The following is an 18,464-nucleotide window of genomic DNA, read 5'->3' on the forward strand; positions in this document are numbered from 1 at the left end:
CCTGGACGCCCCGGTTGAAAATACTAACCGAGCGCACGCTAAGGTAGTTTCCACAGCGGCTCACACCAGACGAGCCGACTGCTCGATGAGGAGGATTGCTCATGAAGCTCGGACGCAAGGCGGTCGCCATCGGCGTCGTCGGACTCCTGGCCCTGACCGCGTGCGGTCGTGCGGACGACGAGTCGACGGGTGGCGAGACCGGTGCCGGGTCCACCACGACGGTGGACGACGCGCCCGCGGAGGGTGACATCACGATCTGGGCGATGGGCGAGGAGGGCGAGAAGCTGCCCGACTTCGTCCAGGGCTTCACGGAGGAGAACCCCGACGCGAACGTCGAGGTGACCACCATCCCGTGGGCCGACGTCATGACGAAGTTCCAGACCGCCGTCGCCGCGGGCACCGTGCCCGACGCGATCATGATCGGCTCGTCCTTCATGCCGACGATGGTCGCCACCGGCGGCCTCGCGCCCGTCCCGGACGGCCTCGTCGACAGCGCGGACTTCGTCGAGGGCGCCGCGGCCTCGACGGTCGCCGACGGCGTCGACTACGGCGTGCCGTGGTACGTCGAGACGCGCGTCCTGTACTACCGCTCCGACCTGGCCAAGGCGGCCGGGGTCGAGGCGCCCACGACGTGGGAGGAGCTCACGTCGTTCGCCGAGGCGATGAAGGCCAACGGCTCGACCTACGGGCTCCAGCTCCCCATGGGCGACGCCGAGGACTCCACGCAGGTCATCCTGCCGTTCTACTCGCAGGCCGGCGGCTCCGTCCTCAACGAGGCCGGCGACGCGTTCGACCTCGACAACCAGGCGATGGTCGACGCGCTCGACTACTACGCGTCGTTCTTCACCGAGGGCCTGTCGCCGCTGTCCGGCTACGGCGACTCGCAGAACAGCGCGTTCGTCGACGGCTCCGACCCGGCCTTCATCTCCGGCCCGTGGATGGTCAACGTGCTCGCCGACCTCCAGGGCGAGGACTGGGTCGAGCAGAACGTCGCCACCGTCCCGGTGCCCGCGGGCTCCGCGAACAACGACTCGTACATCGGCGGCGCCCACCTCGGCGTGTTCGCCGAGGCCAAGAACCCCGACGGCGCGTGGAAGCTCATCCGCTGGCTCTCCGAGCCCGAGACGCAGCAGGCCTGGTTCGACGCGACGAGCGACCTGCCCGCCCTCACCACCGCGTGGGACTACGAGCCCCTCACGTCCAACCCGCGCACCCAAGTGCTCCAGGAGCAGCTCGAGAACACGATCGCCCCGCCGACCGTGCCGAGCTGGGACGAGCTCTCGGCGACGATCGAGACCGAGGCCGAGAAGGTCGCCAACGGCCAGGTCACGTCCGAGGACGCCGCCAAGGCGATCCAGGCCAAGGCCGACACGCTCGGGCTCGGCTGGTAACAGGGCCCGTCATGACCACCATCACCGAGGGACGGCGCCGGCGCACGGCCGGCGCCGTCCACCGGCGACGGCAAGCGCTCGTCGCCTGGCTGTTCGCTCTCCCGTTCGTCGCGGTCTTCACGGTCTTCATGCTGGGGCCGCTGCTCGCGTCGTTCGGGATGTCGTTCTCGGACCTCACGATCCGTGACATCAAGACGCCGTTCGCGGTGAACTTCGTCGGGCTCGAGAACTTCACCGGCGTGTTCCAGGACGAGCTCTTCCGCAAGGCGCTGGTCAACACCTTCTACTTCGTCCTCGTCGGCATCCCGCTGACGATGGTGCTCGGCCTCGCCCTGGCCGTCGCGCTCAACTCGGGCATCGAGAAGTTCCGCAGCGTCTTCCGCGTCGGCTTCTACACCCCCGTCGTGACCTCCATCGTCGCGGTCGCCGTCGTCTGGCGGTTCATCCTCCAGGACTCCGGGCTCGTCAACACCGTGCTCGGCTGGGTGGGCGTCGACGGGCCGGACTGGCTCAACGACAGCGCGTGGGCCATGCCCTCGATCATCCTCATGGCCGCGTGGCGCAACATGGGCACGCTCATGATCATCTTCCTGGCCGGCCTCCAGGCGATCCCGCGCGACGTCTACGAGGCCGCCGAGGTCGACGGTGCCGGCTCGTGGCGCCGGTTCCGCTCCATCACGGTCCCGCTCATGCGCCCGACCCTCCTGCTCGGCGCGGTGCTGCTGTCCGTCGGCTTCCTCCAGGTGTTCGAGGAGCCGTTCGTCATGACCAAGGGCGGCCCGGTCAACTCGACGCTGACCATCAGCTACTACGTCTACAACCAGTTCGGGTACGGCAACTACGCGTTCGCCTCCGCGGCCGCGTACGTCCTGTTCGCGCTGATCGCCGCGCTGGCCGCCGTCCAGTTCCGCCTGCTGCGGTCGAAGGAGGATTGACATGACCGTCACGTCCTCGCGGACCACCCCCGCGACGTCGACGCCGGAGGGCGCGCCCCGCCGTCGGCCGCGCCGCCCCGTGCGCTGGTCGCGCGGCGCCACGTACACGGCGCTCGTCGTCGGGCTGCTCCTGACCCTCATGCCGTTCATCTGGATGGCGCTCGGCAGCTTCAAGACGCAGGGCGAGCTCCTGCAGCGCCCCATCACGTGGTGGCCGCAGGACCCGACGCTCGACAACTACGAGCGCTGGCTCTCCCAGCTCAACTACGGGCAGTACTTCACCAACTCGATCGTCGTCGCGGTCGTCGTGGTGCTCGGCAACATCGTCTTCTGCTCGATGGTCGGCTACGCCCTCGCGAAGATGCAGTTCCCCGGCAAGAAGGTGCTGTTCGCGCTCGTCATGCTCACGCTCATGGTGCCGGGCGTCGTCACGCTCGTGCCGATGTTCGTGCTCGTGTCCAACATGGGGCTCGTCAACACCTACCCGGCGCTCATCCTGCCGTTCCTCGCAGGCCCGCTCGGCGTGTTCCTCATGCGGCAGTTCATGCTCGGCATCCCGGACGCGCTCATCGAGGCCGCCCGGATCGACGGCGCGGGCGAGTTCCGGGTCTTCTTCCGGATCGTGCTGCCCCAGTGCGGCCCGCCGCTCGCGACGCTGAGCATCCTCACGTTCCTCGGGTCGTGGAACAACTTCCTGTGGCCCCTGGTCGTGGCGCAGACCGAGAACATGTACACCCTCCCGGTCGCGCTCTCGCTGTACTCGGTCGGCTCGAACGGCACCTACTACGGCCTGCTCATGGCCGGGTCCGTGCTCGTCGTGACGCCGATCCTCATCCTGTTCCTGTTCCTGCAGCGCTACTTCGTGCAGGGCATCGCCATGACCGGCATCAAGTGACCGGCGACCGACGAGGAGAGCCCGTGTCGATCACCTTCCCCGAGTCCTTCCTCTGGGGCGCCTCGACGGCGGCCCACCAGATCGAGGGCAACAACGTCAACAGCGACTGGTGGGCGCGCGAGGTCGACCCGGCCTCGACGCTCGCCGAGCCGTCGGGCGACGCCGCCGACTCCTACCACCGGTACGCCGAGGACATCCGGCTGCTCGCCGAGTCCGGGCTCACCGCCTACCGGTTCTCGATCGAGTGGGCGCGCATCGAGCCCGCCGAGGGCCGCTTCTCGCGCGCCGAGCTCGACCACTACCGCCGCATGGTCGACTGCTGCCTCGAGCACGGGGTCACGCCGCTCGTCACGCTGCACCACTTCACGTCGCCGCGCTGGTTCGCCCAGGACGGCGGCTGGACCGACCCGCGGTCCGTCGAGCGGTTCGCGCGGTACGTCGAGCACGTGCTGCCGCTCCTCGACCGCGCGTCGCACGTGTTCACCATCAACGAGCCGAACATCCTCGCGATGATGGTCACGGCGGCCAAGGGCACCGAGCAGCTCCAGGCGGGCTCGATGCACGCACCCGACCCGGTCGCGACCGAGCACCTCATCGCCGCGCACCGCCGGGCCGTCGACCTCGTGCGGACGGTCGGCGTGCCGGTCGGCTGGCCCGTCGCGCCGCAGCAGTTCTTCGCCGACCCGGGCGCGGAGGAGGTCCTGCGCGAGTACGCCTACCCGCGCGAGACCGTCTTCCTCGAGGCCTCGCGCGGCGACGACTTCGTCGCCGTCCAGGCCTACACGCGCACGCGCATCACCGTGGACGGCCCGCTGCCCGCCCCGGAGGACGCCGAGAAGACCCTCACCGGGTGGGAGTACTACCCGCCCGCCATCGCGGAGGCGGCGCGGCTCGGGCACGAGATCACCGGCCTGCCGGTCCTCGTCTCCGAGAACGGCATCGCGACGGCCGACGACGCGCGGCGCATCGACTACACGCGCGACGCCCTGCGCGCGCTGCACGCCGAGATGGAGGCGGGCCTGCCGCTGCTCGGCTACCTGCACTGGTCGCTGCTCGACAACTACGAGTGGGGCTCGTTCGCCCCGACCTTCGGGCTCGTCGCGTGGGACCCCGAGACCTTCGAGCGCACGCCCAAGCCCAGCCTCGGCTGGCTCGGCGGCGTCGCCCGCGGCACGGTCTCGCTCGACGGCTGACGCGACGCAGGCACGCCGCGCACGCCGCGCTCCCCGCAGGTCACGACGCGGGGCGGGGACATCGTCCCCGCCCCGCGTCGTTCGTGCGTCCAGGGGTCGCCGTCACCCCGCCGCGCGCGCGTCCGTCTCGAACTGCGCCGCCGCGGCGACGGTGTCCGGGTTCTCCAGGAGCGCCGCGCAGAGCGCGGTGGACAGGGTGAAGTCCTCGACCCCGCGAGCCGCGAGCGCCGCGACCTGGGTCGTGTCGCGCAGGCTCGCGGCGAGCACCCGGCATCCCTGACCCGACGCGAGCAACGTCGCGTGCAGGTCGGCCGTCTGCTCGACGCCGTCGAGCCCGAGGTCGCTCATGCGCCCGACGTAGGGCGCGACCCAGCCCGCACCGGCCGCGTCCGCGAGGAGCGCCTGGGACGCGTGGTACACCGCCGTGACCAGCACGGGCACCCCCTCGCGCGTCAGCCGGCGGGAGACGGCGAGGCCGTCGCGCGTCGCGGGCAGCTTGACGACGACGTCCGGTCCGAGGTCGACGAGCTCGCGGCTGTGCGCCTCGAGCGCCGCCTCGTCGGCGCCGACGGCCTGGAGGAAGACCGTCCCCGCGCCCGCGGCGCGCGCCCATGCGTGGACCGTGGGGACGTCGTCGACGGTGAGGCCCGCCCGACGCAGGATCGTCGGGTTCGTGGTGACGCCGGCGAACAGGCCGGTGGCGAGGAGCCGCTCGACCTGGTCGCGGTCGGCGGAGTCGATGTACAGCATGGTTCTCCCTGGTGGTGCGGTCAGGTCGTGGACGGCCGGGGCCGGTCGGCGACCGTGGCGAGCAGGTCGTAGTAGGGCTCGTCGATCGTCGCGGGCACGTCACGGGGCGGCACGACGTCGAGCACGGCCGGCGCCCACGACGAGGCGACGCCCGCCACGGTGGCGCCTTCGAGGACGGCGACGGCCTGGACGCACGCCCCGCGTGCCGTCGCCTCCGGTGCCGCGCGACGCACGACCGGGCGGCCCAGGGCGTCGGCGAGGACCTGCCGGTACGCGAGCGACCGGGCTCCCCCGCCGTTGACGACGACCTCCCCGGTCGTGTCGACGCCCACCCGGTCGAGGGCCCGGGCGGCCCCGACGAGGCCGGCCACGACGCCCTCGAACGCCGCCAGGGCGAGGCCCTCCCGGGTGGTCTCACCGGTGATCCCGCCGAGCACGCCGGTCGCGCCCGGTCGCCGCGGGGTGCGCTCGCCGTCGAGGTAGGCGACGAGCGTCGGCCGCTCCCCGCGGACGGGCGCGGCGAGGGCGAGTCGCTCCAGGGTCGCGTGGTCGACGTCGAGGAGCCGCGCGAACGTGTCGGTGACTTTGGCGGCGTTGAGCGTGCAGGCGAGGGGCAGGTACCCGCCGGTCGCGTCGCACACGGAGTCGACGGTCCCGAGCGGGTCCACCACCGACGCGCGACGCGGGCTGAAGACGACGCCGGAGGTCCCGAGGGAGACCCCGAGGTCGCCCTCGACGAGGCCGAGCCCGACGGCGGCGAGGTGCTGGTCTCCCCCGCCCGGGCCGACCACGACGCCCGGCCGGAGCCCGAGCTCGGCCGCGACGTGCGGGCTCACGGTCCCGGCGGGGGTGTCGGGCCCGAGGACGGTGGGCAGGACGTCCCCCCATCCGACCTCCGACGAGACGAAGCGTTCGAGGAGCTCGGGGCGCCAGACGCCGCGGTGGACGTCGAGGTAGCCGGTCCCGGCGGCGTCGGACCGGTCGGTGACCGTCGACCCGGTGAGCCGGTAGGTGAGGTAGTCGTGCGGCACGAGGACGTGGGCGACGCGCTCGAGGAGCGCGGGGTCGGTCTCCGCCACGTGCGCGAGCTTCATGATCGTCAGCGCGGACGACGGCGCCATGCCGACGTCCTGCATCCACGGCTCGAGCCCGTACTCCTCGGTGATCCGGGCCGCCGCCGGGCCCGCCGTCGTGTCGTTCCACAGCGGCGCGGGAGCCAGCGGCTCCCCACTCCGGTCGAGCATCACGAGCCCGTGGCACTGTGCGCCCACGGCGAGCGCGACCACCTGGCTCGCGTCGGCGTCGGCGTCGCGCAGCGCGCCGGAGAACGCGGCCCGGAACGCGGCCCACCAGTCCTTCGGGTCCTGCCGGCTGACCGGGGGCGCGGTCCGGGGGTGGGGTGCGGAGGCGGTACCGACGAGCGCGCCGTCGTCCCGGCGGCGCAGCTCGACGGTGCAGGACTGGGTCGAGGAGTCGACCCCTGCGACAAGGTCCATGGCTACTTCCAGTAGGGCTCGAGGGGTGGCAGCTCCTGGGGTGCCTCGTCGATCTTGCCGACGGCCCCCGACGGGTGCGAGTGCAGGACGTTCGCCCACGAGTACCCGCGCATCCGCATGAGGACGACCGCGAGCGCGTCGCCCCACGCGGCCGTCACGAGGGTCGAGCCCATCGCGATGACCTCGCCGGGGTCGATCCCGGGGATCATCGTCAGCTCCACCACGACGTCCGCGTTCCGCGCCAGGCGCGAGGTGGCGTCCGCCGTGACCGCCACGACGGTGTCGACGCCGCGCTCCTTGGCGCGCACGACCAGGTCGTTGATCTCGTCGCTCCCGCCCCCGCGGGAGATCGCGACGAGGATGTCGCCCGCGGACATCGCACCCATCGTGCCGTGCAGCGCGTCCGCGCCCGAGATGAAGACGGACGGGGTGCCGGACACGGAGAGCAGGTGCGCCATGCGGCGCGCGACCGCGCCGGACGTGCCGGCCCCGGTGACGAAGACCTTGCCCGTGCACTCGTACACCCGCTGGACCACGTCCAGGAACACGTCACCCAGGTCGGTCACGCTCGCCGCGACCCCCTGCGCCTCGTGCGCGACGACGGCCCGGGCGGTCTCGAGCACGGCGGCACGGCGTCGCGTCGTGGTGTCGGGGATGGTCATGGGTACTCCTCGTCCTGGGGTTCTCGGTGTGGTCACGCGGCGCTCCAGGCCGCGTGCCGCAGGTCCACGGAGGACAGGTCGCCGGCCGCGACGACGTCGCCGTCGCACCGGCCCTCCGTGAGGGTCACGACGTCGTCCGCGAGCTCGAGGATCTCCTCCTCCTCGCTCGACACGACGACCACCGTGAGCCCGTCGTCGTGCGCGAGCGAGCGCAGGAGCCGGTGGATCTCGCTCTTGACGCCGATGTCGACGCCCTTGGTGGGCTCGTCGAGCAGCAGCACGCGGGGCGCCTGCGCCAGGACCCGGGCGAGCAGCACCTTCTGCTGGTTCCCGCCGGACAGCCGCTCCACGGGTCCCTCGCGGTCCCCGCGGACCTGCATGCGGTCCATGAGGGCCGCGGCCTCGCGGCGCATCCGCCGCTTGTCGAGCAGGCCGAGCCGGCGGTACCGGTCGAGGACCGGGAGGACGACGTTCGTCGTCGCGTCCAGCCCGCCGACGATGCCGTCGACCTTGCGCTCCTCGGTGAGGTAGACGAGGCCGCGCCGCTGGGCCTCGGCGGGGGCCGTCGGCCGGTACGGCGCGCCGTCGAGCTCGATGCTCCCGCCCAGGACCTTGTCGAGGCCGACGAGCGTGCGCAGCAGCTCGGTGCGCCCGGCGCCGATGAGCCCGTAGACCCCCAGCACGCGACCGGGGTGCGCCGTGAGACTGACGTCGGCGAGCGCGGGCGTGCGCAGGTTCCGCACGACGAGGGACGGGCGCGCGTCCGGGTCGAGCGGGACGACGTCGGTGCGGTGCGCCGCCTCCGTGACGCCGCCGGTCGAGGCGACGGCCTCGTCCCCGGCGATCGCGTGCACGACCGCCTGCCGGTCGACCGTGCCGGCCGGGCCCGCGATGCGGACCTCGCCGTCGACGAGCGCGACGACGTGGTCGGCGACCGCGTACAGCTCGTCGAGCTTGTGGTCGACGAGCAGGATCCCGAGGCCCTCGGTGCGGGCCAGGTCGCGCACGGTCTCGAGGAACCGCTCGACCTGCCCGCCCTCGAGGCTCGTCGTCGGCTCGTCGAGCAGCAGGTAGCGCGCGTCGCGCGCCACGGCCACCGCGATCTCGAGGAGCTGGCGGGTCGCGACGGGGTAGGCGCCGAGCTTGCGGTCGACGTCCACCGCGAGGCCGAACCGGTCCGCGAGCGCCCGGGCCTGCTCGCGCATGGCACGCCGGTCGAGCGGTCCCTTGCGCGTCAGCTCGCGACCGAGGAACACGTTCTGCGTGACCGTGAGGTTCGCCAGGAGCGACAGCTCCTGGTAGACGGTCGAGATGCCGGCGTCGAGCGCGGCGGTCGGCGAGCCCTGGGGCAGCGCCCGGCCGTCCACGGTGACCGTGCCCTCGTCGGCGGGGTGCGCCCCGGCCAGGACGCGGAGCAGCGTCGACTTGCCGGCGCCGTTGTGCCCGACGAGCCCGGTCACGGTCCCCGCCTCGAGCGTCAGGTCGATCCCCTTGAGCACGCGCACGTGCGAGAAGCTCTTGACGATCCCGCTGGCCCGCAGGGCGCCGCGCTCGGCGGCGCCCCGCGGGACCGACGTCGTGACGTCGGTCATGTCAGCCGACCTCCCCCGGCGCAGGGGTCTCGCCGACGGTGAACGCCTTGAGCGGCAGGAGGATCTCCGGCTCGACGTCCTCGCCGTCGACGTACGCGCGGATCTGCTCGGTCACCTGGGTGCCGTAGCTCTCCGGCTCCTGGGCGACGCAGCCGCGGTACACCTCGGTGAGCGGCTCCTCGGACGCGCAGAACCCGTAGAGCGCGACGTCGGTGCGGTTGCCCAGCGCCTGGAGCGCGCCGTAGACGGCCGGTCCGGTCGAGGCCCAGATGACGTTGACGTCCTGGTTGCCCTGGAGCATCTCGCCCGTGACGCGCAGCGAGTCGTCGGGCTTGACGTTGCCGTCGACCTTGGCGACGACGGACGCGTTCGGGTTGGCCGACACCGCGTCGGTGAAGCCCTCGTCGCGGATGACGACCGGACGCTCGTCGGGCTCGGTGATGAAGCCGATGCTCAGCGCGGCGTCGGCGCCGAGGTCCTCGAGGACCTTCTCGCCCATCGCGCGGCCGCCCGCCTCGTTGTCCGCGCCGAGGTACTGGACGATCGTCGCGCCCTGGGCGGCGAGCGCGTCCTCGTCGACGATGACGTTCACGGTGAAGACGGGCACCCCCGCGTCGTTCGCCGCCTTGACGATCCCGGCCGCGGGCTCCGACTTCACGGGGTTCAGCGCGAGCGCGCACGGGTCCTTCTGGAGCATGGCCTCGACCTGGGCGAGCTGCTGGGCGTCGTCGTCGTTCGCGACCTGGACCTCGACGTCGAACCCGTTGGCGGCGCCACCGTCCTCGAAGCCCTGCTTCATGGCCACGTAGTACGGGTTGGTGAGGTTCGGGAGGCTGACCGCGACGTACGGGTTCTCCGCGTCGCACGACGCGGGCAGCGTGGTCTGGGCCTGGTCGGTCGAGCCGCTCCCGCTCGTGCCGCCGGTGCCGGTGCCGGTGTCGACGGCGGAGCAGGCGCCCGCGAGGGCGAGGGCGGTCACGGCGAGGGCCGAGACGATGATCTTGCGTCGCATGAGAACTCTCCTTCGAGCGGTGGGGGTCAGGACGTGGCGCCGGAGGCGCGGCGTGGTTGGAGGAGCTGGAGGAAGAGGCGACCTCGTCCTCCGGTGGTCGAGAGCGAGCGGCGGTAGGTGTCGAGGCTGACGCCGGCGAGGATGATCACGCCGATGACGAGGGGCTGCCAGAAGCTGTCGACACCGACGACGTTCATGCCGTTCGAGACGGTCGCGATGAGCACCGCGCCCAGGAGCGCGCCACCGATAGAGCCGACGCCGCCGAACAGGCTCACCCCGCCGACGACCGCGGCGGCGATGGAGTAGAAGAGCTCGTTGCCCGAGCCGGCGGACGGGTACCCGACCATGAGGCGCGAGGTCGTCACGACGCCGGCGAGCGCGGCGCACAGGCCGGAGACCGCGTAGACGAAGAGGGTCGTGCGCCCGGTGTGGATGCCCGCGAGGCGGGCCGTCTCCTTGTTGCCGCCGAGCGCGTAGATGTGGACGCCCGTGCTCGTCCGTGCCAGCAGGACGCTGAAGACGACCGCGACGAGCGCCACGACGAGGATCGGCGTCGGGATGCCGAAGACCCCGCCGCGCCCGAGGAAGGCGAACATCGGGTCGCGCACCGTGACCGACGCGGCGCCCGTGAGGATCATCGGGATGCTGCCGGCGATGCCGAACATCGAGAACGTCGCGATGAACGGGGGCAGGCGCAGGTAGTGCACGAAGATCCCGTTGACGAGGCCCACCGCGACGCCGACGACGAGCGCGAGGATCGTCGCGGCCCACCAGGGGAGGCCGGCCTGCATCCCGAGCGCCGCGGACATGCCCGTCAGGGCGAGGTTGGACCCCGTCGAGAGGTCGATGCCACCGGTGAGCAGCACGAAGGTCTGGCCCAGCGCGAGCAGCGCCACCACGGCACCGTTCAGCAGCAGCACCTCGAAGTTCCCGGCGGTGCGGAAGTTCGGGGACAGCAGACTCATCACCACCACCACGAGGACCAAGATCCCCGCGATCCCGACCTCGTCGGGGACGCGTCGTCGCGACATGTACTTCTCGCCTCCTTGCGGGTGCTCATATGAGCACGCGATTGCTCGTATGGCGATAGTATGGAGCCGCACTCGCGCGGAGCAACCGGCGCCGGTCACGGATCGATAACATGTGTGCAACTGAGCGCTCAGATGAGCAAGAATGAGGGACATGACGGACTTCTCACGCCACGAGCTCGCTCAGGTGGCGCGCCGGTACTACGTGGACTCCGCCTCGAAGGTGGAGATCGCGCAGGAGCTGGGGATCTCCCGCTTCAAGGTCGCCCGCATGCTGGAGCAGGCGGTGGCGACGGGGATCGTGACGATCACGATCGACGACGCCGGCGTCGTCGATCCCGCGCTCTCGGCCCGCCTGCGCACCCACCTCGGCCTCGACGAGTGCCTCGTCGTCCAGGGGCGCGAGACCGTCGCCGAGCTGCGCGAGGACGTCGGTGCCGCGGCCGCCGAGCTGCTGACCCGCTCCCTGCGCCCGGGGAACACGCTCGGCTTCGCCTGGGGGCGGACCCTCACCGCCATGACGGAACGCCTCACCACGCTGCCGCCCGTCACCGTCGTGCAGCTCACCGGCGCTGTCGGCTCCGACCTCTCCGACTCCCCCGTCGAGGTGATCCGCCGCGTCTCCCTGCGCTCCGGCGGCGACGCGCACGCGATCTTCGCGCCGTTGGTCGTCGAGGACGCCGCGACCGCCGCGACGTTGCGCCGCCAGCCCGACATCGCCCGCGCGCTCTCGCTCTTCGACCGGGTCGACGTCGCCGTCGTCGCGATCGGCTCGTGGGACCCGCCGATCTCCCAGCTCCGCGAAGTCCTCGGACGTGACGAGCGGGACGAGCTGACCGCGCGCGGGGTCCGCGCCGAGATCGCGGGCATCCTCCTCACCGCCGACGGCGACCTCGTCCCCGACTTCGCCGAGAGGTGCCTCTCGATCTCCGCGCGCCAGCTCGCCCGCGTGCCCCAGGTGATCGCCGTGGCCGCCGAGCAGGAGAAGGCCGGCGCCGTGCATGCGGTCACCCGTTCGGGCCTCGTCTCCGCCCTCGTCACCGAGCAGCGGTGCGCCGAGGCCCTGCTCGACCTCCCGGCCGTCGTGCGCGGGGCCGGCCGATGAGCACGGCCCCCACCCGCGTCGCCGCGTCGTTCTGGTCCACCCCGCGCGACCGCGTCGCCGCGGAGGCCGACCGGCTCGCCCGGGCCGGGCTCCGCACGGTCCACTGGGACCACACCGACGGGCGCTACGCCGCGGCAGGCGGGTTCTCGGCGGCGGAGGCCGCAGCCGTGACCGCCGACAGCGGGCTCGCGGCCGAGGCGCACCTCATGGTCGAGGAGCCGCTGGGCGAGGTCGACCGCTGGACGGACTTCTGCGAGCTCGTCGTCGTGCACGCCGGGACGCGCGGCTGGCGCGCCGCCCTCGACCGCGTCCGAGCCCGGGGCGCGCGCGCCGCGGTCGCCCTCTCGCCCGGCATCGGGGTGCCGGAGGTCGACGCCGGGACGGACGTCCTCGTCATGTCGATCACCCCCGGCCGGGCCGGTTCGACGTTCCAGGTCGACGCGCTCGGCACGGTCGGGCAGGTCGCCGGGCCGGGTCACGACGTCGGCCTGGACGGCGGCGTCACGCGCGAGATCGTCCCCCGCGCGCTCGACGCCGGGGCCACCTGGCTCGTGTCCGGGACCGACCTCGTCGCGAGCGAGGACCCCCGCGGCTGGCTCGCGGCGGCGCGAGGTCTGCCCACGACGGGTGACCAGGTCCGTGCACGGCGCGGAGAGCACGAAGGAGTCGGATGACGACCTCGCAGCCGGGTCGGCGGAACGTCCCGCTCGCCGCCGTCGCGGCCGAGGCCGGGGTGTCCGTCCCGACGGTGTCGAAGGTGCTCAACGCACGGCCCGACGTCTCGGCGACGACGCGCGAGCACGTCGCGGCCGTCCTGCGTCGGCACGGCTACGAGATCCGCCCGCGCACCGCGAAGCGGACCGGTCTGGTCGACGTCCGCATCGTCGACTTCGAGGGGCCGTGGTCCGAGGCGGTCGTCCGCGGCGCGGTGGCCGAGGCACGACGCCTCGGCCTCGACGTGGTGCTGTCGGTGGAGCTGGATCCCGACGACTGCGGCGCGTGGGTCCGGCATGCGCTCGCCCGGGGCACGGACGGGCTCGTGAGCGTGGTCGCCGTGCCCGACGCCGAGGCGCGCGGCACGTTGGCCGAGGCGGGCGTGCCGCTCGTCGTCGTCGACCCGCGCCGCCGCACCGCGGAGGACGTGCTCAGCGTCGGGGCCGCGAACTACCAGGGCGCGCTCGAGGCGACGGCGCACCTGCTGTCCCTCGGGCACCGGCGCGTCGCGACGATCACCGGCGTCCCGGAGCAGGACAACGCGATCGCGCGCCTCGCCGGCTACCGTGCCGCGATGATCCGGGCGGGCGTCCCCGTCGACGACGACCTGGTCTGCCTGAGCACCTACGGCGTGCCCGCCGGCTACGAAGGGGTCCAGCGGCTCCTCGCCCTCGACGAGCCCCCGACCGCGATCTTCGCGTGCAGCGACGACACGGCCCTCGGCGCGCTGCGGGCGCTGCGCGAGGCCGGGCTCTCGGTGCCGCGCGACGTCTCGCTCGTCGGGTTCGACGACCTGCCCGTCGCGGCGTGGACCGACCCGCCGCTCACCACGGTCCGCCAGCCGCTCGTCGAGATGGGCGCGTCGGCCGTCGAGCTCGTGCACCGCGCGCGCACCGCGAGCGGCCACACGCTGCGCACGGAGCTGGCGACGAGCCTCGTCGTCCGCGAGTCCACCGCTCCCCCGCGCTCGTGACGCGGCAGCCCCGGCCCGCGACCGGCTCGCCCAGGGCACGCCGGACGGGAGGGACGCGGTCCGCGCCCCTCCCGTCGCCGTGCGCCGGCCAGCGGGTCGCCGCTCGGCCGGTCGGCCGGTCGGCCGGTCGGCAGGTCAGCCGGTCAGCCGGTCAGCCGCAGGAGACTCCGGCGTAGCGGTAGGTCAGCTCCTGGGTCGCCCCGTCCGCGGACGTGACCGTCACCGTCGCGGTACCGGACGGGATCTCCGCCGCGCGCGCCGCGAACGACTGGTAGGTGGTGCGGTGCGGGACGACGTCGTCCACCGACCGCGTCCCGTAGGGCGTGGCGAGCGTGACGTCCGCGCGACCGTCCCCCGTGCTCGTCGCCCGGACCGCGACGGCCGCCCGGTGCCCCAGGCAGCGCGCCTGGACCTCGACGTCGGCCCCCACGCCGGGCGTGAGGTCCGCCGTGGCCGAGAACGTCTCCGCCTCCATGAGCGGGCGCAGGGCCTGCTCGAGCTGGTCGTCGACGAAGTAGTCCTTGAGGCGAGAGTCGTCGAGGACGTTGCCGATCGCGGCGACGATCATCGCCTGGTCGAGCGACAGGTAGCGCTCGGCGACCGTGCCCGAGCGGACCGCGACGGAGTCGTAGAACCCGCCCGGCCCGTACGCGCCGAGGTCGTCGGCGAGGTGGCCCAGGTTGTCGAGCACTCCCTCGGTGTCGTACGCGAGGCCGAGGAACGACGCGTGCGGCGTCACGACGCCGTCGCCGAACTCCGGCGCCGGGTTGGTCGCCTCGCGGCAGCCCTCGAAGCCCAGGTCGACGTCGGTCTCGCCGTCGGACAGGTAGCCGTCCGAGCGCAGGCCGATCGCGTCGACGCCGTACTCGGCGTACCCGCCGGACGGGTTGCTCGCGGGCGAGAATCCCCACGCCCCGTAACCGGCCTCGTCGAGTCCGTGCTCCTTGTGCGCGCGCACGACGAGCGGGTGGTTGACGCCCCACGACGTCGGGCCCCACTCCGCCTCGGGCACCAGCATGTCCGGCATGAGCGCCTCGAACATCGAGCCGCCCCAGCCGGGCACGACCGCGAGGTCGCGGTAGCGGTACGCGCCCTCGAAGACCGGGACGCCCAGGTACTCACGCGTCTCGCCGATCGGCTTCTGCTCCTGCCACGCCCAGTCGCACGTGTCCGGGAACGTCCGGTAGCTCGCGTAGTACGCCTCCGGCGGCACCTCGCCCTCCGCGATGCCGAGGTACGTCGCGATGCGCGTCTCCGAGACCGTCGTGTCGTAGTGGTGGCACGTGTAGAACACGTCCGTCCCCGTGCCGAGGTAGTCGCCCGCGACCGAGCAGCCGGGCGGCTCCTCGTCCCAGAACCCGCCGCGCAGCAGCCCGACGCCGAGGTCGGGGCGCGCCTCCGGGTTGTAGAACGCGCCGAAGTGCATGTCGTCGTAGATCGCGCGCGCCTCGTCCGCGAGGCTCGGCTCGGCCTCCGCGACGACGCGCAGGCCCGCGGCCAGCCAGCCGTTGTCCACCGAGCTGAGGAACTGGTGGACCGTGTTCCCGTCGTCCGGCCACGTCTCGACCCGGTCACCCGTCGCCGGGTCGTACCAGTTGTAGAACATGCCGCTCGCGTCGTGCCGGTCGAGCGACGCGAGCGTGTCGAGCGTCGTCGCGAGGCGGTCGCGCGCCTCGGCGTCGTCCACCAGGCCCAGGTCGCGCGCCACGACGGTGGACCAGAGCCAGCCGCCGATGTTCGTCGGCGACGTGTACGCGCTGCTCGACGCCGGGTCCAGGTCGCCCTCGATGTTGTCCGCGGGCAGGCCGGTCTCCTCGTCCGTCATGGCGACCAGCGACGCGTACGTGTCCTCGAGGTACGTCTCCAGCGTCGCGCGCTGCGCGCCGGTCAGGCCCGACGGCCCGACGCCGGGCGCCGCCTTCGCGGAGACGCCCTCCGCCGCCGCGGGGGCGGCGAGACCGGCCGCGAGGGCCAGGCCGCCGGCGAGTCCGGCCGCGACGAGCGCGGCGCCACGTCGGCGCTGCACCGCGCGGGGGGTGGGCGCGGTCGTTCCGTCCATCAGGCACTCCTTCGTGTCGCGACGGTCGAAATTTCGACCGCACTTTCCGAATGGGGGCGCAGAGAGTAGCCCGGTCGCCCGGAGGGGTCAACGGGCGCCGCGCCGCACGTCGAGGCCGCACCCGACCGCGACGCGAGACGCGCACGCGGAACCCGCGTCATGATCCGCGCGCCCGCGCGTCCCTCTCGTGGAGGGTCGCGGACCGGAACGCGACCGAACAGGAGCGGGCGTGCACACGCAGGATCTGACCGAGCTCGGCGACGAGCAGCTGGCCGACGCCGTACGTGGCGGACAGGCGGAGGCGTTCGCCGTGCTCTGGGAGCGGCACGCGGCCGCCGGTCGGGCCGCGGCCCGCCGTCTCACCTCGACCTACGACCCCGACGACCTGGTCCAGGAGGCGTACCTGCGCATCCTGAGCGCGCTGCAGTCCGGCAGCGGGCCCACCGGGCCCTTCCGCCCCTACCTGTACACGACCCTGCGCCACGTGGCCGCCGGCTGGGCCCGCACCCCGGACCCCCTGCCCGTCGAGGACGTGCCCGAGGTCGTCGACCCCCGCGACCTCTCGACCGAGGTCCTCGAACGCTCGGTGACGGTCCGGGCGTTCCGTCGGCTGCCGGACCGGTGGCAGTCGGTGCTCTGGTACACCGAGGTCGAGGGCATGGAGCCGCGCGAGGCGGCACCCCTGCTCGGGCTCTCGGCGGGTGCCACCGCCGCCCTGGCCTACCGCGCCCGAGAAGGCCTGCGCCGCGAGTGGCTGCAGGCGCACGTCAGCACCGAGTCGGTGGCACCCGAGTGCCGCTGGACGGTCGAGCGGCTGGGCGACCACGCTCGCGGAGCACTCTCACGCGCCGCGCACGACCGGGTCGAGGAGCACCTGACCGGGTGCCTGTCGTGCTCGATCCTGGCCGAGGAGGTCGACGACGTCGCCTCCCGTCTGCGGCTCGTGCTGATCCCGCTCGTCCTCGGCGTGCCCGCGGCCCTGGGCGCCGCGGCGCCCGTCGTCCCGTCCGCCCCGACCCCCTCGAGTGCACCGGCGCCCGACGCCGCCGCGCCTCCGCACGGGCGGCCGGGCGCTCGAGAGGCGGCGGGCAGCTCCGGTCCGGGCGTCGTGGTCGCCGCCGTGGCCGCGGTGGTGGTCGCGGTGGCCCTCGGGGCGCTCGCGGTGGCACGACCCTGGGCCAGCAGCGAGCCCGCCCCGGTCGTCGCGGCCTCCGAGCAGGATGCCGACGCCGACCACACCGCGCCCGCGCCGCCGGCCGTCCCCACGCCCGCACCGGACGAGGGCCGGCCGGACCCGGCGGCCACGGACGGCGCCTCCTCGGGCGGCCTTGCGACCGACGGCTCCCCGAGTCCTGACGACGTCGCCGAGCCGCGTGACCCCGGACCGGCCGGGGCGCCGTCCACCGGGACGCAGACGTCGTCCGGGGCACCGTCCCCCGCGCTCACCGCCCCAGGGCAGCCGGCGCCCACCGAGCCCGCGGCGCCCGCGGCGCCTGCCCCGACGACTCCGCCGCGGCCGACCGAACCGCCCCCGGTCACGACGACACCGCCGCCCCCGGTCGTCGAGACCGCGCCCTCGGCCGGTACCCTCGCCGTCTTCCCCGTGCTGCGCGGCACAGGTGAACCAGGAGCGGTCGTCCACGTCCGCGACGCGTCGGGCGCGGCGGTCGGGAGCGCGACCGTCGCTCCTGACGGTCGCTGGGAGGCCGTGGTCTCGGGGCTGGCTGCGACCGGGGAGCACGTCGTGCGGGTCGTCCAGGAGGTCGACGGCGTGACGTCGGCGCCCACCGAGCCGTGGGGGCCGTACGTGTTCGACCTCCCCGCCCTCCTGTCGCCGTCACCCGGCGAGACCGTGACCGGCGTGCCCCAGAACCTGCCCTGGCAGGACCCCGTCTACGCGGTCACCGTGACGTTCTCCGGCACCCCGGGGCTCGTCGTCGAGGCCTTCGTCGACGGGCGCTCGACCGGCAACCTCCACGTGCTCGACGACGCTCCCGCCGTCCGCCAGGTCTCCGGCCTCGCACCGGGGCCGCACACCTTCGGGCTCCGGTTCGTCGACCCCGGCTCGGCGGGCTCCGCGTACGGCCCCACGACGACCGTCGACTTCGTCGTCGCGGGCCCCTGACCTCTCAGATCTCTCGCGGATCCGCGTGGAAGAGACCGTGAGCCCCGGTCACCGCGAGGATGTCGCGGACGTGCTCGCTCGCGCGGAGGAGGACGACACGGTCCGCCACGACCGTGGTCCGCACCAGCAGGGCGAGGCCGGCGCTGTCCATGAAGGTCACGTCCGCCGCGTCGACCAGCAACGCCCCTCGGACCAGTCCGAGGCGCGCCTCGAGCGTGTCGGCGACCACCGTGGCGAGCTCGTAGTCGACCTCGCCCCACAGACGCAAGGTCGAGCCGACCAGCTCGACACCTGCTCCGGCAACGTTCGTGTGACGGAACATCCCCACTCCTCCCCAACGCTGTCGTCTGGGGAAGAGGACGTCATCACGCCCTACGACATGACGCGTGCCACCGGGTGAACAGGTCGGCACCGTGGTGCGCGCTGCCCGGTACCGCTAGTTGTACTGACCGGACAGGTTGGTCAAGCGTGTGATGGGTGGCTTGTTCCCGCAGGCGGTGTGGGGACGGTGGTGGTTGTACTCGTGGAGCCATG

Annotated in this window: 16 protein-coding genes; 8 read left to right on the forward strand and 8 right to left on the reverse strand. The window is 73.3% G+C overall.

The window, feature by feature from the left end; all coding sequences use genetic code 11:
* The first annotated feature begins 101 nt into the window (after nt 1–101).
* The 4 genes from JN535_RS11785 to JN535_RS11800 are packed head-to-tail and all read left to right on the forward strand — an operon-like array spanning nt 102 to nt 4,414.
* Complete coding sequence (locus tag JN535_RS11785) at nt 102–1,391, forward strand: extracellular solute-binding protein (RefSeq protein ID WP_205205731.1); 1,290 nt, start codon at nt 102–104, stop codon at nt 1,389–1,391.
* Nucleotides 1,392–1,402: 11 nt separating this feature from the next.
* A complete protein-coding gene (locus JN535_RS11790; protein ID WP_205205732.1) occupies nt 1,403–2,326 on the forward strand; it encodes a carbohydrate ABC transporter permease in 924 nt (307 codons plus the stop codon).
* 1 nt (nt 2,327) lies between these two features.
* Nucleotides 2,328–3,221: a carbohydrate ABC transporter permease gene (locus tag JN535_RS11795; RefSeq protein WP_205205733.1), complete on the forward strand. Its 894-nt coding sequence runs from the start codon at nt 2,328–2,330 to the stop codon at nt 3,219–3,221.
* A 23-nt stretch (nt 3,222–3,244) separates the two neighbouring features.
* Nucleotides 3,245–4,414 carry a glycoside hydrolase family 1 protein gene (locus JN535_RS11800; protein ID WP_307868619.1) on the forward strand — a complete coding sequence of 390 codons (1,170 nt, stop codon included), beginning with the start codon at nt 3,245–3,247 and terminating at the stop codon, nt 4,412–4,414.
* Nucleotides 4,415–4,516: 102 nt separating this feature from the next.
* Here the strand turns inward: JN535_RS11800 and JN535_RS11805 are convergent, their stop codons facing one another.
* Genes JN535_RS11805 through JN535_RS11830 form a run of 6 tightly spaced genes read right to left on the reverse strand, consistent with a single transcriptional unit; the run spans nt 4,517 to nt 10,957 of the window.
* Nucleotides 4,517–5,164, reverse strand: coding sequence for a transaldolase family protein (locus JN535_RS11805; protein WP_205205734.1), 648 nt, complete (start codon nt 5,162–5,164; stop codon nt 4,517–4,519).
* 20 nt (nt 5,165–5,184) lie between these two features.
* Nucleotides 5,185–6,660 carry a xylulokinase gene (locus JN535_RS11810; RefSeq protein ID WP_205205735.1) on the reverse strand — a complete coding sequence of 492 codons (1,476 nt, stop codon included), beginning with the start codon at nt 6,658–6,660 and terminating at the stop codon, nt 5,185–5,187.
* Between the two features lie 2 nt (nt 6,661–6,662).
* On the reverse strand, nt 6,663–7,322 hold the full coding sequence (locus tag JN535_RS11815; protein WP_205205736.1) for a KpsF/GutQ family sugar-phosphate isomerase: 660 nt from the start codon (nt 7,320–7,322) through the stop codon (nt 6,663–6,665).
* Nucleotides 7,323–7,354: 32 nt separating this feature from the next.
* Complete coding sequence (locus tag JN535_RS11820) at nt 7,355–8,914, reverse strand: sugar ABC transporter ATP-binding protein (protein ID WP_205205737.1); 1,560 nt, start codon at nt 8,912–8,914, stop codon at nt 7,355–7,357.
* A gap of 1 nt (nt 8,915) precedes the next feature.
* Nucleotides 8,916–9,926 (reverse strand): substrate-binding domain-containing protein, encoded by a 1,011-nt coding sequence (locus JN535_RS11825; protein WP_205205738.1) that lies wholly within the window; start codon nt 9,924–9,926, stop codon nt 8,916–8,918.
* A 26-nt stretch (nt 9,927–9,952) separates the two neighbouring features.
* Nucleotides 9,953–10,957 carry an ABC transporter permease gene (locus tag JN535_RS11830; RefSeq protein ID WP_205205739.1) on the reverse strand — a complete coding sequence of 335 codons (1,005 nt, stop codon included), beginning with the start codon at nt 10,955–10,957 and terminating at the stop codon, nt 9,953–9,955.
* Nucleotides 10,958–11,108: 151 nt separating this feature from the next.
* Here JN535_RS11830 and JN535_RS11835 point away from each other — a divergent pair, with 151 nt between their 5' ends.
* From JN535_RS11835 to JN535_RS11845, 3 genes are read left to right on the forward strand one after another with little or no spacing between them, the layout of a single operon-like run.
* Entirely contained in the window at nt 11,109–12,059 is a 951-nt protein-coding gene (locus tag JN535_RS11835) for a sugar-binding transcriptional regulator (RefSeq protein WP_205205740.1), read from the forward strand.
* Nucleotides 12,056–12,733 (forward strand): hypothetical protein, encoded by a 678-nt coding sequence (locus tag JN535_RS11840; RefSeq protein WP_205205741.1) that lies wholly within the window; start codon nt 12,056–12,058, stop codon nt 12,731–12,733. The genes JN535_RS11835 and JN535_RS11840 overlap by 4 nt, the downstream gene beginning before the upstream one ends.
* The gene (locus JN535_RS11845; RefSeq protein WP_205205742.1) at nt 12,730–13,746 is read left to right on the forward strand and encodes a LacI family DNA-binding transcriptional regulator; all 1,017 of its coding nucleotides are present in this window, start codon (nt 12,730–12,732) and stop codon (nt 13,744–13,746) included. The genes JN535_RS11840 and JN535_RS11845 overlap by 4 nt, the downstream gene beginning before the upstream one ends.
* Nucleotides 13,747–13,897: 151 nt before the next feature.
* On the opposite strand, the gene JN535_RS11850 is transcribed toward JN535_RS11845, so the two are convergent.
* Nucleotides 13,898–15,805, reverse strand: coding sequence for a glucoamylase family protein (locus JN535_RS11850; RefSeq protein WP_240200996.1), 1,908 nt, complete (start codon nt 15,803–15,805; stop codon nt 13,898–13,900).
* Nucleotides 15,806–16,034: 229 nt separating this feature from the next.
* Here JN535_RS11850 and JN535_RS21245 point away from each other — a divergent pair, with 229 nt between their 5' ends.
* A complete protein-coding gene (locus JN535_RS21245; protein WP_205205743.1) occupies nt 16,035–17,930 on the forward strand; it encodes a sigma-70 family RNA polymerase sigma factor in 1,896 nt (631 codons plus the stop codon).
* A 4-nt stretch (nt 17,931–17,934) separates the two neighbouring features.
* Here JN535_RS21245 and JN535_RS11860 read toward each other — a convergent pair whose 3' ends face one another.
* Complete coding sequence (locus JN535_RS11860; RefSeq protein ID WP_205205744.1) at nt 17,935–18,252, reverse strand: STAS domain-containing protein; 318 nt, start codon at nt 18,250–18,252, stop codon at nt 17,935–17,937.
* Nucleotides 18,253–18,464 lie beyond the last annotated feature (212 nt).

Origin of the sequence: Cellulosimicrobium cellulans (assembly GCF_016921195.1) — a bacterium.
GTDB lineage: Bacteria > Actinomycetota > Actinomycetes > Actinomycetales > Cellulomonadaceae > Cellulosimicrobium > Cellulosimicrobium cellulans_F.

Excerpts from the sequence above, each read along its gene's own strand:
- JN535_RS11850 (WP_240200996.1), bottom strand. The coding sequence starts at position 15,805 with ATGGACGGAACGACCGCGCCCACCCCCCGCGCGGTGCAGCGCCGACGT.
- JN535_RS11845 (WP_205205742.1), top strand. The coding sequence starts at position 12,730 with ATGACGACCTCGCAGCCGGGTCGGCGGAACGTCCCGCTCGCCGCCGTC.
- JN535_RS11860 (WP_205205744.1), bottom strand. The coding sequence starts at position 18,252 with ATGTTCCGTCACACGAACGTTGCCGGAGCAGGTGTCGAGCTGGTCGGC.
- JN535_RS11790 (WP_205205732.1), top strand. The coding sequence starts at position 1,403 with ATGACCACCATCACCGAGGGACGGCGCCGGCGCACGGCCGGCGCCGTC.
- JN535_RS11830 (WP_205205739.1), bottom strand. The coding sequence starts at position 10,957 with ATGTCGCGACGACGCGTCCCCGACGAGGTCGGGATCGCGGGGATCTTG.
- JN535_RS11785 (WP_205205731.1), top strand. The coding sequence starts at position 102 with ATGAAGCTCGGACGCAAGGCGGTCGCCATCGGCGTCGTCGGACTCCTG.
- JN535_RS11795 (WP_205205733.1), top strand. The coding sequence starts at position 2,328 with ATGACCGTCACGTCCTCGCGGACCACCCCCGCGACGTCGACGCCGGAG.
- JN535_RS11815 (WP_205205736.1), bottom strand. The coding sequence starts at position 7,322 with ATGACCATCCCCGACACCACGACGCGACGCCGTGCCGCCGTGCTCGAG.
- JN535_RS11820 (WP_205205737.1), bottom strand. The coding sequence starts at position 8,914 with ATGACCGACGTCACGACGTCGGTCCCGCGGGGCGCCGCCGAGCGCGGC.
- JN535_RS11825 (WP_205205738.1), bottom strand. The coding sequence starts at position 9,926 with ATGCGACGCAAGATCATCGTCTCGGCCCTCGCCGTGACCGCCCTCGCC.
- JN535_RS11835 (WP_205205740.1), top strand. The coding sequence starts at position 11,109 with ATGACGGACTTCTCACGCCACGAGCTCGCTCAGGTGGCGCGCCGGTAC.
- JN535_RS11810 (WP_205205735.1), bottom strand. The coding sequence starts at position 6,660 with ATGGACCTTGTCGCAGGGGTCGACTCCTCGACCCAGTCCTGCACCGTC.
- JN535_RS11805 (WP_205205734.1), bottom strand. The coding sequence starts at position 5,164 with ATGCTGTACATCGACTCCGCCGACCGCGACCAGGTCGAGCGGCTCCTC.
- JN535_RS11840 (WP_205205741.1), top strand. The coding sequence starts at position 12,056 with ATGAGCACGGCCCCCACCCGCGTCGCCGCGTCGTTCTGGTCCACCCCG.